The organism is Aeoliella straminimaris (assembly GCF_024054565.1).
In the GTDB taxonomy this organism is placed as follows: Bacteria; Planctomycetota; Planctomycetia; order Pirellulales; family Lacipirellulaceae; genus Aeoliella; species Aeoliella straminimaris.
The window spans coordinates 1-15,074 of the sequence record NZ_JAMXLR010000054.1 but is presented as its reverse complement, the minus strand read 5'-3'; the positions used below and the strand labels follow the sequence as shown (position 1 = coordinate 15,074).

The 15,074-nt window shown below is 59.8% G+C and carries 13 protein-coding genes; 8 read left to right on the top strand and 5 right to left on the bottom strand.

Going from position 1 to position 15,074, the window contains the following annotated elements:
• Both NG895_RS15330 and NG895_RS15325 read left to right on the top strand, forming a co-directional pair.
• Positions 1–319: response regulator (locus NG895_RS15330; RefSeq protein ID WP_252853399.1), on the top strand; the 319-nt coding region annotated here is incomplete at its 5' end.
• Between the two features lie 538 nt (positions 320–857).
• The gene (locus NG895_RS15325; protein ID WP_252853398.1) at positions 858–3,236 is read left to right on the top strand and encodes a DUF1553 domain-containing protein; all 2,379 of its coding nucleotides are present in this window, start codon (positions 858–860) and stop codon (positions 3,234–3,236) included.
• Between the two features lie 238 nt (positions 3,237–3,474).
• On the opposite strand, the gene NG895_RS15320 is transcribed toward NG895_RS15325, so the two are convergent.
• On the bottom strand, positions 3,475–3,957 hold the full coding sequence (locus tag NG895_RS15320) for a protein kinase domain-containing protein (RefSeq protein WP_252853397.1): 483 nt from the start codon (positions 3,955–3,957) through the stop codon (positions 3,475–3,477).
• A 701-nt stretch (positions 3,958–4,658) separates the two neighbouring features.
• Between NG895_RS15320 and NG895_RS15315 the strand changes: the two genes are divergently transcribed.
• Both NG895_RS15315 and NG895_RS15310 read left to right on the top strand, forming a co-directional pair.
• Positions 4,659–5,255 (top strand): DUF937 domain-containing protein, encoded by a 597-nt coding sequence (locus tag NG895_RS15315; RefSeq protein ID WP_252853396.1) that lies wholly within the window; start codon positions 4,659–4,661, stop codon positions 5,253–5,255.
• A 297-nt stretch (positions 5,256–5,552) separates the two neighbouring features.
• On the top strand, positions 5,553–7,043 hold the full coding sequence (locus tag NG895_RS15310) for a cytochrome c peroxidase (RefSeq protein WP_252853395.1): 1,491 nt from the start codon (positions 5,553–5,555) through the stop codon (positions 7,041–7,043).
• Between the two features lie 72 nt (positions 7,044–7,115).
• Here the strand turns inward: NG895_RS15310 and NG895_RS15305 are convergent, their stop codons facing one another.
• The 3 genes from NG895_RS15305 to NG895_RS15295 form a co-directional block, all read right to left on the bottom strand.
• The gene (locus NG895_RS15305) at positions 7,116–7,979 is read right to left on the bottom strand and encodes a HEAT repeat domain-containing protein (RefSeq protein ID WP_252853394.1); all 864 of its coding nucleotides are present in this window, start codon (positions 7,977–7,979) and stop codon (positions 7,116–7,118) included.
• Positions 7,980–8,182: 203 nt separating this feature from the next.
• Positions 8,183–8,683 carry a hypothetical protein gene (locus tag NG895_RS15300; RefSeq protein ID WP_252853393.1) on the bottom strand — a complete coding sequence of 167 codons (501 nt, stop codon included), beginning with the start codon at positions 8,681–8,683 and terminating at the stop codon, positions 8,183–8,185.
• Positions 8,684–8,792: 109 nt separating this feature from the next.
• Positions 8,793–9,449: a phosphoribosylanthranilate isomerase gene (locus NG895_RS15295; protein ID WP_252853392.1), complete on the bottom strand. Its 657-nt coding sequence runs from the start codon at positions 9,447–9,449 to the stop codon at positions 8,793–8,795.
• Positions 9,450–9,713: 264 nt separating this feature from the next.
• On the opposite strand from NG895_RS15295, the gene ygiD reads away from it, so the two are divergent.
• The 3 genes from ygiD (at position 9,714) to NG895_RS15280 (ending at position 12,806) form a co-directional block, all read left to right on the top strand.
• Positions 9,714–10,550: a 4,5-DOPA-extradiol-dioxygenase gene (gene ygiD, locus NG895_RS15290; protein WP_252853391.1), complete on the top strand. Its 837-nt coding sequence runs from the start codon at positions 9,714–9,716 to the stop codon at positions 10,548–10,550.
• 49 nt (positions 10,551–10,599) lie between these two features.
• On the top strand, positions 10,600–11,094 hold the full coding sequence (locus NG895_RS15285) for a MarR family winged helix-turn-helix transcriptional regulator (protein WP_252853390.1): 495 nt from the start codon (positions 10,600–10,602) through the stop codon (positions 11,092–11,094).
• Between the two features lie 227 nt (positions 11,095–11,321).
• The gene (locus NG895_RS15280; protein WP_252853389.1) at positions 11,322–12,806 is read left to right on the top strand and encodes an FAD-binding oxidoreductase; all 1,485 of its coding nucleotides are present in this window, start codon (positions 11,322–11,324) and stop codon (positions 12,804–12,806) included.
• Positions 12,807–12,897: 91 nt separating this feature from the next.
• Here the strand turns inward: NG895_RS15280 and NG895_RS15275 are convergent, their stop codons facing one another.
• A complete protein-coding gene (locus NG895_RS15275; RefSeq protein ID WP_252853388.1) occupies positions 12,898–13,476 on the bottom strand; it encodes a hypothetical protein in 579 nt (192 codons plus the stop codon).
• A gap of 348 nt (positions 13,477–13,824) precedes the next feature.
• On the opposite strand from NG895_RS15275, the gene NG895_RS15270 reads away from it, so the two are divergent.
• Positions 13,825–14,601: a 3-keto-disaccharide hydrolase gene (locus tag NG895_RS15270; protein ID WP_252853387.1), complete on the top strand. Its 777-nt coding sequence runs from the start codon at positions 13,825–13,827 to the stop codon at positions 14,599–14,601.
• Positions 14,602–15,074 lie beyond the last annotated feature (473 nt).

Genomic DNA, 15,074 nt, shown 5'->3' with positions numbered 1-15,074 from the left:
AGCCGGCTACGAGGTGCTGACTGCAATCGACGGGAGTGTTGCCTGGAAGATCGCTCAACAGCAACCGATCGACATCGTACTCACCGATCAGCAGATGCCGATGATGACGGGCACCGAGTTGTGCAGTCGCTTGCGAGACTCGGAGCAGTACGCCGATACCCCAGTCATCCTGCTGACTGCCACGGACATGGAGATGGAGCTCCCTTACCTTTGCGAGGAGTTGGACATCTGCGCCACGTTCTCTAAGCCGTTCATTCCGTCGCAAGTCTTGAAGACCGTGCAGGAGATCCTCGCCAGGAAGTCCGGCACCATCAACTGAAAACTGGCCCGCTGTATGCCTGAGGGACTTCGGGCTGTTGGCAGCCAAGTTGACAAGTCGGCTTTCCCTGACGCGTGATGGCATACTACCTGCTGTTCAGCAGGGTGTTGGTTCCCTGGTTGTCGCTGCTACGACTCAACTCGGCGTAGACGCAGTTCCATAACGTGTACACCGGCATGCTGCCCTCTGCTCCAGTTGGTCGGCCAGACTTCGAGGAAAGCCGCCTGGTCCGCGGCGCGGTCGCTGGCACCGGTGGGGTTGATTTGGCCGACTTGCCCGCCGTCTCGGCAGCAGCGAAACTGTTGGCCACCGGAAGCGCCGCAAACCGCCATCAGCTAACCACTTACGCCTCGGTCGGCGCGAAGCCGCGACGGGAGATCGCGCAGCGTGTTGCGGAAAAACCATCGCACTTTGCGCCCTGGTGCGGTTTATTGTTCTCGGAAAGAACATTTGCCGAGATGCGGTGGTTTTCGATCCGCGTTCGGTTGATAATGAAAGCCTTCGGTACACTGCCCACTAACCGAATCGAACTTTTTGTATGTTTAGCCGCTCACGCCTGGCCCTGGTCTTTGTCACTCTATCGCTCGGTTCTTATTCGGTCGCTTCAGCAGCGGACGAGCAGGCCATCGAGTTCAATCGCGACATCCGTCCGATCCTTTCCGATCGCTGCTTCACGTGCCATGGTCCCGACTCGGCCACTCGCGAAGCCGGACTGCGCCTCGACACCCGCGAGGGGGCGCTCGAGTGGACCATCGTGCCCGGCAGCGCCGACGAAAGCGAGGTCATCGCCCGCATTACTTCCGACGATCCCGATGTGGTGATGCCTCCCCCGGCGGCCGAGCGAAAACCACTGAGCCCCTCAGAAATCGAAACGTTGCGCAAGTGGATCGATGCCGGCGCGGAGTACCAACTGCACTGGGCCTACCTGCCGGTCGAGCGTCCCGAACCGCCGCAGATCGAAGGCGACCAGTGGTCTCGCAATGACATCGACCGGTTCCTGTATCGTCGCTTCCAGCGCGAGGGCGTCGAGCCGAGTCCCGAGGCCGACCCCCGCACATTGGTGCGCCGACTGTACTTCGACCTGACAGGACTGCCTCCCACGCCAGAACAGGTGGCGGAGTTTCTGGCCGACGAGCGGCCCGACGCTTACGAGCAGTTGGTCGACCGCCTGCTGGCCTCGCCCCACTACGGCGAACGGATGGCGCAGTGGTGGTTCGACCTGGTACGGTTCGCTAACACGGTCGGCTATCACGGCGATCAGAACCACGCGGCGGTGCCGTACCGCGATTACGTGATCAAGTCGTTCAACGAGAACTTGCCGTTCGATCAGTTCACCATCGAGCAACTGGCGGGCGATCTGCTTCCCGATCCAACCATGTGGCAGCGGGTGGCCACCTGCTACAACCGCCTGCTGCAAACCACGCATGAAGGAGGTGCCCAGAACAAGGAGTACCTGGCCATCCACATGGCCGACCGCGTCCGCAACGTGGGCGAGGTATGGCTGTCGGCCAGCACGGGCTGCGCCCAGTGTCACGATCACAAGTTCGACCCGATCTCGACCAAGGACTTCTACAGCCTGGGAGCGTTCTTCGCCGACGTCGACCACTGGGGATCGTTCCAACGCCCCGCGCACAACATCATCGACACCGAGCGTCCGCCTGAGATTCTGGCGTGGACTCTGCCGACTTACGAAAAGCTGCAGCCCATCGACAAGCGTATCGCCGAGCTCGAGCAGCAACTGCAGGGCAACATCCCCATGAACTGGCGGGACCTTCGTAAAGAGCTGACGGATCTGAAGACCCAGCGGGCCGAGCTCGAAGGCGAGTTCGTCCGCGTGATGGTGACCGACCCGCTCGACAAACCACGCACGGTGCGCGTCTTGAACCGGGGCGACTGGATGGACGACACCGGCGAGGTGGTCCAGCCCACTGTGCCGCACTTCCTGGAGCAACTCGAAACCGGCGGGCGCCGCGCCACGCGGCTCGACTTGGCCCACTGGTTGGTCGATGGCGATAACCCGCTTGTCGGCCGGACGGTGACCAATCGGCTGTGGGGTTTGTTCTTCGGTCGCGGTGTGGCGGAAGGGCTGATCGACCTCGGCTCGCAATCGGCTCCCCCCACGCATCCGGAGCTGCTCGACTGGTTGGCCGACGAGCTGGTTCGCAGCGGCTGGAACACCAAACACATGGTGCGTCTGATGGTCACCTCGAGCGCCTACCGCCAATCGTCGGTTCCTACGCCGGAGATGCTCGAGCGAGATCCCAAGAACGAATGGTTCGCCCGTCAGGGGCGCTGGCGTTTGGACGCCGAATATATCCGCGACAACGCCCTGGCGGTGAGCGGGCTGCTGAACCTGTCGATCGGCGGCGAGTCGGGACGCCCCTACCAGCCGGGTGGCTACTACGCCCAGTTGAATTTCCCCGAGCGCGAGTACCAGCCGGCGAAGAACGAACTGCAGTATCGCCGCGGTGTGTACACGCACTGGCAGCGGCAATTCCTGCACCCTGCCCTGCTGGCGTTCGATGCCCCCAGCCGCGAAGAGTGCACCGCCAAACGGGCGGTGAGCAACACGCCCAGCGCCGCCCTGGTGCTGCTGAACGATCCCTCGTACGTCGAAGCGAGCCGCGTGCTGGCCGAGCGCGTACTGACAGAGGCCGAGGGCGACGACCCCGCGCGGATCGCCTGGCTGTGGAAGCAAGCCCTGGGCCGCGACGCCACGACCGACGAACAGCAAGTGCTGGTCGAGCTGTTGGAAAAACATCGCCGAGAGTACCAGGCGGATCCGTCGGCCGCCGAGCAACTCACCAGCATCGGCCTCAGCCCAGCAGCCGCGCAGGATCAACTCGTTGAGCAAGCGGCCTGGACCAGCGTGTGTCGCGTGCTGCTGAACCTCAGCGAGACCATCACGCGCAACTGACGGCGGCTAACGTTCCGCACGGTGCGGAATGGCTCGCGATCGTAGGGTTGGAACGCGAGTTATCGAAGTGCGAGGCGCATTCCAGCTTGGTGCCTGCCGGGGTGTGCGGCAGAATGGTGGTGTCTTTACCGCGCAGCTGCTTTCGCACCTGGCAGCGCGGAAACTTCAAGCCGACTCGCAAGCGTAACAGAGAATGTTCGCTGCATCGAACACTGCGGGCAGACCTGTTGGCCCGGTACTACGCAGTCTGTACCACTTTCTCTCCAGCTGCGGAAGTTTCGAGCCACTGCTCCAACACTTTGGCCACGGCCCGAGCCGATTGGGGACGTTGGTCGCGGCGTTTGGCCAACAGCTGGCTGCACAGTTGCTGCAGCTCGGCTGGCATGCCGGGGCAGAGTTCCGCCAGATCGGGTGGCGACTCGGTCTGGTGCTTCAGCAGACGCTCGCCGATGCTTCCTTCGGGGAACGGAATCCGGCCGGTCAGCAGGTAGTAGAAAGTGCACCCCAGGCTGTAGAGGTCCGAACGTGGGTCGGGCTTCTTGACCGCCAACGCTCGCTCGGGCGCCAAATAGTCGACTTCCTCGTCGGGGTCGCCGCTGGCATTGCGCTTCAATCGCGGCTCGCCATCGTCGAGCAGCATCACGACCTCGGGTCGTACCGTACCAAATAGCTGATCGAGTGAATGAAGTTCGCTAAGCTGTCTAGCGATCTCGCGGGTCATCCGCGCTGCCTCTGGAAAGCTAAGGGGTCCCTGACAAACAACACGCGCCTGCAAAGTCTGCATGTGACTGCCCCGCAAGTTTTAGTTGTTAGAAAAGTAGCGAAGATAAGTGCCGTCCGCCTGTCTCTATCCGCCGAGAAGAGAATGCCAAGAGTTGCTGAGACAAGCAGAACAACCTTCATCTTCTCAGATTGAAATCCGATTGCAAACGAAAAATAAGCGAATCGCTATTCGGCCTCCTTCAGGAAGGGACCGCCGATGTCGCCAGCGCGCGGACCGTGACGCACCGCGACCCAAACCATAAACGGCCAATTCGAGCATCCGTGCGATGCGGGTGGCTGTTTACAAATCACCCATGCTGCAACTGCACCATCGCCCGCGAACCATCGATGCGCCGCAATCGATGGCGAACTCACCGCTTAGCAGCCCCCGCTACAGAACCACATGAAGTTTGCGCTCGGCTGCTGGCATGTTGGAGTTGCGAGATATGCTGCAACTGCTTGTTGCGCTTTCCCGCCCGTGATACACTCGCCCCCGCGGCGCTGGTTGGGTGCATAACGATTCAGGCGTGTCTCAAAAGTCCCAGCTGATCTGATATCTCACCACTTGCTTTTCTGCTCCCATCACCTGGTTCTTTGCCTTTGTTGCCTGCTGGAGTTGTCGCCCCTGGGCACTTTACTACTTTCATGGGGAGAAGAAGGATGCCAGGACTACTCGAAACGCTGTTTGCTGACGATACCGCCACCATCGAACAGGTGCGACAACACACGGGCGATCCCCAGCGTGCCGAACAAGCCTACGGCGCCGCCGTGGGAACCTTGTTACGGGGTCTGGAAGCCAAGAGCAAAACCACCCAAGGTGCTGAGGGACTGTGGGACAAGCTCAGTAAGTTTGCCCGGCAAGGTCACATCCCGCAGGACTCGCCAGCGCGGCAAGGCGTGGAGGTCCGCGACATGGAACCCAAGGCTGCCAGAGAGATGTTAAAGACCATTTTTGGCAAGGACGCCGCCAAGGTGGAAGGTGGCTTCTCGAAAGTCGTGAAGCTCGACCCCGAGGCGACGCAACAAATCTTCGCTAAGGTGCTGCCGGTCGTGCTGGGCACCGTGTTCGGTGCGGCCAAACGCGCTGATGAAGAAGACCCGGAAGCTCTGCCGAAGGTGGTGCGCGACGCCCGCAAGGAAGTTGAACAACGACAACCGAAGACGGCCGGCATCTTTGCGGCTATCTTCGACCAGGACCACGACGGCGACGTCGACCTGACAGACCTGGCCGGCATCTTCCTGCGGAAGCCAAAGTAACCACTGCGTTTCGTTGTGAACGTGACGATCAAGGAGACACTCAGGGACACTGGCTCCCTGAGTGTCTCCTTTGCTATTGGAGTTGCGTGTCGTTGGAGTCGATGGCAACGTAAGTCGGTGTGCGAATAGTTCCAACTCGCGCGCCCGAACGCCCGCTCCTTGATTCCCGGCGCCGCGTCCTCTACTACGAATCAAGCACTACTCGAGCATTCAGCGTGGTGGGCATCGCATTTGCGATAGATCGAGGACGTGTCCACTGCTCTCCACTCATCTTTGGTTGAAGTTGAGGAGGATGCAATGCGTGCTTGCATGGGGCGAATCGCCTTGGGGATGCTCTGCAACTTCAGCTTGGCTATCTCGTGCGCGAGGCAAGCGACTGCCACCCAACCGGTTGAATTGACGCCCCTGGAAGAACTTGGTGAGCAGCTTTTCTTCGATGAGATCTCGCACCCCTCCGGCATGTCATGCGCTTCGTGTCACGCACCGAGCACTGGCTGGAGTGGCCCCACCTCCGAGATCAATGCCCATGGCGCGGTCTACCCAGCGGGCACCACGCCCGCGCGTTTCGGAAACCGGCGTCCCCCCAGTGCCGCCTACGTTGCCCAGAGCCCGGTGTTCCACTGGGACCAGCAACGAGGCAGTTTCGTGGGGGGGAATTTTTGGGATGGCCGCGCCACGGGCGAAAAATTAGGTAATCCGGCCGCCGATCAGGCCTTGGGGCCGTTTCTGAATCCTGTCGAAATGAACAATGCCTACAAAGCCACGGTGCTGGCCGAAGTGGCTGCATCGCCTTATGCCGACTTGTGGCAACAGGTGTGGGGCGAACCACTGGAGTACGACACTTCGGAGAAAATAGAGACCAACTACGACCGCATCGGTACCGCCATCGGTGCATACGAAGCCTCGGAGAAAGTGAATCCGTTCACGTCGAAGTTCGACTACGCGCGGAAGGGCATGGTCGAACTCACCGCCCAGGAAGACCGCGGTCTGAAGATCTTCAATGGCAAAGGCAAATGCAGCAACTGCCACACCAGCGACAGCGGTTCCAACGGCGAGCCACCGCTGTTCACCGACTTCTCGTACGAGAACCTGGGCGTGCCGAAGAATCCCGAAAACCCGTTCTACGATATGGACGAGGTCACCCTCGACGATGGCACGCCCATCAATCCCGAAGGCGACGCCTGGATCGATTCCGGTCTGGGAGGGTTCCTGGCCACCAGAGCCGAGTGGGCCGATGAGGCCGCCGACAACATGGGAAAGCACAAGACACCCACCGTGCGCAACGTGGCGATGGTACCCTACGAAGGATTCACCCGCGCCTACATGCACAACGGTGTATTCAAATCACTCGAGGAGGTCGTCAGCTTCTACGCCACCCGCGACGATGGCACTTGGCCTGATCCTGAAGTGGCAGACAACATGAACACCAATTGGGTGGGCAACCTGAACCTCAGCGCCAGCGACCAGGCGGCCCTTGTAGCGTTTATGGAGGCGCTCACCGACGGCTACGCCATCCTGCCGGGCGACTTCAACGGCGACGACGTGGTGAACATCGCTGACTACACGCTGTGGCGTAATAACCTCGGCGCGCCGCCCGGCACACTGCTGAACGACCCAGACAACGTGGTGATCGGTGCGGCGCAATACGCCACCTGGAAGGCCAACTTCGGCAACACGCTACCCACACCCGGCGCGCAAAGCACGGCGACTATCCCAGAGCCAACTTCCGCCGCAATTCTGGCGGCAGGTATGGTGGCTTTGTGGATGACGCGCCGGGTGTTCCGTTGAACGAAAACATCGAACACCCGCTCCCCATGACGCTATTGGTCATTGGGTACTTCGAATTTCGTCATTCCCGCATCAGTGCGGCGTGTCCATCCGGGCCAAGGTGACCACCAGACGCTTGTTTTCTTTCAGCGTGGGATCGATCGTCACGTCGCGCAGTTGATGGCGAACCCGGCTGGCGTTCTCGGGCGAACGCTTGGCGTAGGCCAATAGTGCCGCGGCCGCCTGCTTGCGGTGCTCGTTGTACTCGCGGTCGTCGGCCAGCAGTCCCACCAGTTCGGGAACCGCCGGGCCAATGTCGTGGTACGTTTGGGACATTTCCCTCAGCGCCCAGGCCGTGGCGCTGCGAACATAGATGTCGCTGTGCTTCAGGTTGCGGCGCAGTTGGGGCAGGCAATCCGAAACGTCGTAGGCCTCCTTGGCCAGATTGCCCACAGCGTACGTGGCCTGACACCGCACTTGCTTCTGGCGGTCCTTCAACAGGGTTTGCAGTGCGGGAATGGCCGGCGTGGCGTCCATGTCCCAACGGGCCTGATTCTGTAGTACGTAGGCCGCCTCGGTACGGACATCCGGCGCGCAATCGTCCGATGCCTCGATGGCCAGATGCAAAATGGCCGACGCCATGCGGGCATCGCCCTCGGGCTCGTCGCACAGGCCGGTCAACGTGTATTGCCGCACAATGGGGTCGTCGCTGGCGAACAGTCGCCGCAGCTTCTTCACGTCGCCGGTGTGCCGATGGTACTCGGCCAGCACCAGGGCGATATCGCCACTGCACAGACCTTCGAGATTAGGCACGGCACGATCGAGAAAGTTTCGCACCTGATCGGTGGTTTCGGCGTCGAGCAACCCCTGAAATGGATTGAGCACATCCACGTCATGCGACACGGCTTTGCACTCGACTTCCGCAATCAATACTTTAAGCTCATCCGTATTTGGCATCGAATTTACCCCTAGTCCAAGCCCGCGGTGGTATCAGTTAAGACTAGCATTTCCCTACCGGGCGATAGGATATGAGCACCACTCTGCGAGGAGCAACCTGCTCCAGTTCTGGCGACGATGCGCGTTGTGCGGATAACAGGGGGGCAGAAGGCTTCGGTACTCTGCAACGAAGCTGTGCCATGCTCGGTACCGTGCAGCCCTTGTCAGATCCAAGGCTCTTCGGCCCGCCGACCGGGGTACATGGCGAACAGTACCAGCACGGCATACACGGGCAGCACCACCGACCCAAATTCGGTCAGTTCTTCGGGAGTAGGACCAACCAGCTTGCCACGAAACGCGACGATTGCCACGAAGAAGTCGGCAAACGCCAGAACGAATAGTGAGAAGACCAGCGCCAAACACTGCAGCCCGCGAAAATGGGGGCCACAAGCATTGGTTTCAATCTGGTGGACACCTACCGCTAGCCGCACCAGGAAAGCCATCACCGGCAAGGCAACCAGGGCCAGCAACTGCGCTACCCCATCGAAGGGCACGATTTTCACGATCAGAATGGCAAGGGCCGACACCACCAGCGGCAACAGGGCATCCCAGCCAACGACTCGCTTGAGCCAGGCAACGAAGTCGATCGTTTTAGGTGGATCGAAGAAATAGCCCATGCAACGCCTGGCCCCCAAGTCCGTCAATCCATATCCGAGTATCACCATGTCGCCTTTGGGTTCGCTTGGTGGTCGGCGTCTATTCCCAAACGGCCGATACCGACGAGCCTCGCCCAAGTGCTCCTCTGCCATCTCGCAGAAGGAACACTAAGCCTCGCTATGCAGCCGCAACGGCCGAAAACAGGGCAACCAGTTTCACCTTGTCCAGCTTGCCATCGGTGCGGACACCGCTGCAAATATCCAGGCCGAAAGGCTCCACGGCACGCACCGCCTCGGCGACATTTGTCGGCGAGAGGCCACCGGCCAGGAATAGTGGGACGTTCACCGCTTCGCGAATCTGGCGACTGGTGGCCCAGTCGTGCGTGCGGCCGGTGCCACCGAGCTCTTTGACCGTGAGTGTCGTATTGCCCGAGTCGAGCAGCAGCGCATCCACTCGCGGCTCCACTTCGCGAGCGAGCTCCACTGATTCGAGCCCGGTAACGTGAATCACTTGCACCAGGCGGATGCCTGGCAACTCGCGGCGGAGCAGCACGTGCACGGCAGGCTCCACGTAATCGCACAGTTGCACGACGCTGGTGCCACACCGCCGCTGTTGGTCGATGATCGCGTCGGCCTCGGTTTGCGAGGTCAACAAGAACGTCGCCACCGGCGGCGGCACCCGCGCGGTAATCTCGGCAATCAGCACTTCGTCGATTACGCCCGGTCCGCTCGGCATCGCCGAAACCAATCCCAGGGCCGAGGCCCCACAGGCAAGGGCCAGCTCCGCCTCCTCCGGCGAGCTGATGCAGCAGATTTTCACGCGGGGTGCGGGCATGGTGGTTGGTGTGCTGGATGGTGCGGCAACTCGCTTCGTTGCCAATTTACTCGATGGCTGCTAGCGATGCGAAGCATCGACTTCCGGGCGTAACATCCGCCGCAGAGCCGCAGTTTATCTGCAGCTGGCCAATCGCCCTTGCCGAAATATCTGTTGCAACATATATCCCTCAAGCGGCCTCAAGGTCCGCAGCCTCCTAACGCGAATGTGGAGTTGGTCGTGATGGATCGCCGTCGTTTTTTTAGTCGAACCGCGGGCGCTAGCATGTCGATTGGTAGTCTGAATCAGCTTCAGGCGTTTGCCGAGGACTTGCCGTCGTCCGACCCGATGCCGGCCTTGTTCCTGGGGCACGGCAGTCCCATGAACGCCCTGGAAGACAACCGCTTTGTCAAAGAGTTCGCGCGGCTGGGCAAAACGCTGCCCCGGCCCAAGGCGATTCTTTGCATTTCGGCACACTGGTTTACCCGCGGGACGAAAGTCACCGCGATGCAGACGCCACGCACCATTCACGATTTCGGCGGCTTTCCCAAGGAGTTGTATGAACAGCAATATCCGGCACCTGGTAGCCCGCAACTGGCCAAGGCCACCGCGGAGCTCGTGAAGCCCACGGCCGCAGCCATGGATCAGGACTGGGGGCTCGATCACGGTGCGTGGACCGTGCTGAAGCACCTGTACCCGGCCGCCGATATACCAGTTGTCCAGCTCAGCATCGACCGCACGCAACCGGCCAAGTTCCACCTCGAGCTCGGCCGGCAACTCAATCCACTCCGGCAGCGTGGCATTCTGATCGTGGGCAGCGGTAACATCGTGCACAACCTCGGCAGGCTGGACTTTCGCCAGGTCGATCGCCCCAACTACGGCTTCGATTGGGCGGTCGAGGCGCAAGACTTTGTGAATGGGCAATTGTCCAAGGGCGACTACAAACCGCTCGTCGACTACGCGCAACAAGGACGGGCGATGAACCTCGCCGTGCCGACGCCCGACCACTATCTGCCGCTGCTGTACGTGCTCGGCCTGCGACACCAGGCTGGCCAGTTGCAGTTGTTCAATAACGAAATGTTTGCAGGTAGCATCAGTATGACGTCCGTGCAACTCAGCTAGTCGATCGCAGGTCTGCCAGCCGCAAGGCCCAACTACCGCGTAGAACCTCATGCCAGAGAAAACGCCCACCAAGACCAGCGGACTGGCAGCCGAACTGGGGATGCAAAGCCCCTTCCGCCTGCCCGAGCGGGAGGTGTTTCTCAACCTCGCGCGAACGTTTTCCGAGCTGAACCATGACATGGATCAGTTCTTCAAGCCGTATGGCATTACCCCCGTGCAGTACAATGCGCTGCGCATCCTCCGCGGACATGGCAAGCCGGTGTCGGTATATCAAATCGGCGAGCAGATGGTCACTCGCCAGCCTGACCTGCCGCGTCTGGTAGACCGTCTGGTGGCAATGGAGCTGGCGACCAAGAGGCGTTGCCAGAACGATCGCCGCGTGATGTGGGTGTCGCTCACCCCCAAGGGACGAGCCCTACTCAAGAAGATTGACAAGCCGCTCGACCGACTGCACCAAGATCAACTGAGCCACCTCGCACCCGAGCAACTCCAGCAACTCAGCGTTCTGCTCTGCCTCGCGCGGAAGCCGGGGACTGATCCTTAGCGGCAGGCCTTGCGACAAATGTGCAGGGCACCCCTGACCATTCCTGCCTCGTCTTGGAAACCTGGATGCTGAGAGGGCACTTGCTGCAGATGTACTTCGGCAAGTTCAGGTGGGGCGCCGCTTGCTGTTGTACGTCCAGCTTCTGAACTCGCGAACCGCAACGCGACCTGATAGGATTAAGCCGTCTTAGTGGGAATGGCAAAGTGACCACCCGTTCGGAGTGATCCATGAAGAATAGATGGTTGCTCGCGAAGAAGTACAGATTGGCGGCAGTTCTTGCCGGTCTGGCTGCATTGGCTGTATTCTACCCGCGTCGTCCCGATCGAGATCCGCTGGTCCTTGATGACGTAAGTCGGCTGAACCAGACACGCGTCAGCGAAGTACTGAGTCCACGCAGCGTAGAGGAGCTGCAGCAGGCGATCGAGCGTGCCAAACAGCGGGGACTTAAGGTGTCGATCTCTGGCAAGAAACACAGCCAGGGAGGCCACGCGTTCTACCACGACGCGATGCACCTCGACATGACCGCGTTCAACAAAGTGCTCGACTTCGACAAGGACCAGAAGACGATTCACGTGCAAAGCGGTGTGACGTGGAAGCAGATACAAGAACACGTCAACCCACATGGGCTGGCCGTCGCCGTGATGCAGTCTTCGAATATCTTCACCGTGGGTGGATCGATCAGCGCGAACGCCCATGGACGCGACCCGAACTACGGACCGATTATTGAAACGGTCCGTTCGTTTCGGCTGCTCAACGCAGAAGGACAATTGATCAACGTGAACCGCACGGAAAACGCTGAGTTGTTCTCCCTGGCAATCGGAGGTTTTGGACTGTTCGGAGTGATCGTTGACGCTGAACTCGACTTGATCGAGAACAGTGTCTACAAGAAGAAGACCGTGTCGCTCGATTACCAGGAGTATCCGGAATACTTCGAAAAACTGGTACAAGGAAAGCCCGAAGTCGGTATACATTTTGGGCGGCTGTCAATCGATTCGGAATCGTTACTCCGCGACGGTTACGTGGTGACCTACACCGAGACCGACGAGCGTCCAGAAGACGTGTCTCGCCTTACTGAAGAGAGTCACGTGAGCCGCGACAAATTCTTCTTTGAGCTGTCGAGAAAGGGCGACTGGGGCAAGGAGGTTCGGTGGCGTTCCCAGCAGAAGTGGGTCGATGTGCCAGGCGAAACCGAAGTGGTGGCACGCAATAACGTGATGCGCCCGCCAATTCAGTTCCTCGATTACGATGCGGAGGAAGATACCGATATCCTGCAGGAGTATTTCGTACCCGTTGGCAACTTTGTATCGTTCATCGACAAACTGCGGCAGATTGCTGAAGAGGAGGAAATCAATCTTCTCAGTGTCACCCTGCGTTTTGTTCCCGCAAGCGACGAGGCAGTGCTGTCGTACGCCAACTCGGATTGCTTCGCGGTAGTCTTGTACATTAATCAGCAGCGTTCTTCCGACGGCATACAGGAAGCATTGCATTGGACACGCCAACTAGTTGACGCGGTGCAAGAATGCGGTGGAACGTACTATCTGGTCTACCAACGGTATCCTAGCGCAACGCAACTTCGCGCAGTCTATCCGAGATTTGACGAGTTCGTGCAGCGCAAGCGATTTTACGACGAAGGTGAACTCTTCATGAACCGCTTCTACGATCATTATGCCGGTGGCGTCACACGTGCGCCCTTGCCTGCGGCGAGCCCGTGACACTTCAAAATGAACGCCATGTACCTCGCGTGGAACCCCGCCACGCCGACAGATTGATCGGCGGTTGCCGATCTTTGCATCGCCCTGACCGCTAAAGTGGCTCCATCTGCGACAGTTCATCAATCGCTTGCTTCAACTGCTCGACGCTGGGGGGTGATTCCCTCAATCGATAGAACAGCAAGTACACGGCATCGTATCTTTCGTCTCGCACCCACAGCACGATAACCGGCCACGCGACCGCCGCGAGTTCGGGATGATCGCTGGACCAGGTGATCCACTGGCCATCGTCGCCGTTGAAACAGCCAATCGCCTGGCACCCGTGCTTGGCGGGGCCACTCCAGCCCCGCACTCCCGGTGCAAATCCTTTCACCAGTTGCCAGCGCGGCTCGTCGATGCCGGCGGTGTCGATGTACCCCGCGTCGTGCAAGTAGGCGTCGAAATCGGTCCGCCAGACATGCGTTTCCTTGGGCGTGATTGGGATTCCACACCATTGGTAGTATCGAAACGAACGGTGCTCGAACAAATCGGGCGAGAACTCGACGCCCGTCACCCGCCCCGAGGGACCGCAGAACCAGCCACCCCCCATCACCAACAGCACCACCACCCCGATCGACGGCCAACGCGGCCAGCGACGGGTGCTTTCCGATCTATCTGACGTGGTGCAATTCATGACCGAGATTCGCAAAATGACCGGAACCAGGATTAGCGTAGACTGGACAGGGATGAAGGCTCGCTGCCCCCTTCGCTTACTTTCGAGTGTGGTTTATCCATAACCCAGTGAGAAGCAGCGAGCATGTCCAGTGTAGAATTCCCAAGAATGGCCCGGGTTATTGCGGTCTCGCCCTCGAGCTGGATGGCAGCGACAGTGAAAAAAGACCGTCGCAGCGGTTACATGTCGAAGGAAGCTCTACTACCGGAACTCTCTCGAGCCCGAAACTAAACACGCGTGGGAAGGTTCTTGTATAATCGAGACGAGTTGTACTCACCTTCCAGCCAGGCCATTCACCAATAGACGACTATGAAATTCAAAGCTTGTGTTGCCTTCCTGCTCATCCTGGTGCCGGCAGCTGTCTCGGCAGCCGATTCCACGAGCCAGTCGCCAGCAGAAGAGAAACCCATCGCCATTATCGATCAGCATGGTCCCCAGGGAGTCCAGCAGGTGCCCAAGGCATTGGTGCAGTGTGGAGACGCTGCCCTGGCCGCAGAAGGCAAAGGGCTCAGTGCTTCGCCGGGACGCGGAGTAGTGGCTGCCACAAAGCGGGTGGGGGCGAACCTCCGGACCAGCGAAAAATTTGGCGACTGCAAGGTCGAACTCGAGTTCCTCATCGGCAAAGGGTCGAATTCGGGAGTGAAGCTCCAGTCGCGCTACGAGGTACAAATCTACGACAGCCATGGTCGCGACAATCCCACGGCCAAGGACTGCGGTGGCGTCTACCCTCACTGGCTGTACCGGCAGGATGGAGGTGGGCTGAACTACATCGACGAAGGCTTCCCGCCGCTAGTGAACGCTGCAAAGCCTGCGGGCGAGTGGCAGACTCTGGAGATTGTCTTCCGCGCTCCCCGCTTCTCGGCCGACGGCAAAAAGATCAAGAACGCCCGGTTTGACTCCGTCGTCTTGAACGGAAAGGTCGTGCAGGAAAAAGTGGAGCTCACCTCTCCCACCGGCCATGCCAAGAACCCATTGCCACCTACCGCCAAGGCCCCGCTGTACTTGCAGATGGACCATGGCCCCGTAGCGTTTCGCAACGTGCGGGTGACGCCGCTTGCGGAAGGTTCGGCTGAAGGACCCAAGTAGTCCGAGCTCCGGAGCGGCTCTAGATCGTGTGAGTCGTCGTTTATCAGGAACGCTAATCCTCGCTAATAGGTGATTAGTGCGGGTTTGGTGTAGATTCGTGTTCAAAAAGGACTGGGCATTCCAATAGTTTCGGTCACACGCCGACGAATAGCTTGGGTCGTAATGGCAGTTGGTATCGCTGCGGTTGGGCGGTTCTCGAAGCTGCCGAAGCGAGCTGCACCTGAGGGAGTTGGCAGAGACCCAAATGGAATCGCTATGCCCCACTTTGGTGGGTCTGGCGGACTGACTAATTACAGCGGTCGTCAAGACCGACGCGCCGAAGCCCTCCGACCAACTGACCTAAGTTGATGCATCCTCGCTCAGTTTGATCAACAGAGAACTGTAGGCAGCGGCGCGACCGCCGTACCTAGCAATCGCAATTTTCGGCGGGGCGAGTTTAGGCCCGCGCTACTTCACCACCAGCGCTACACTGC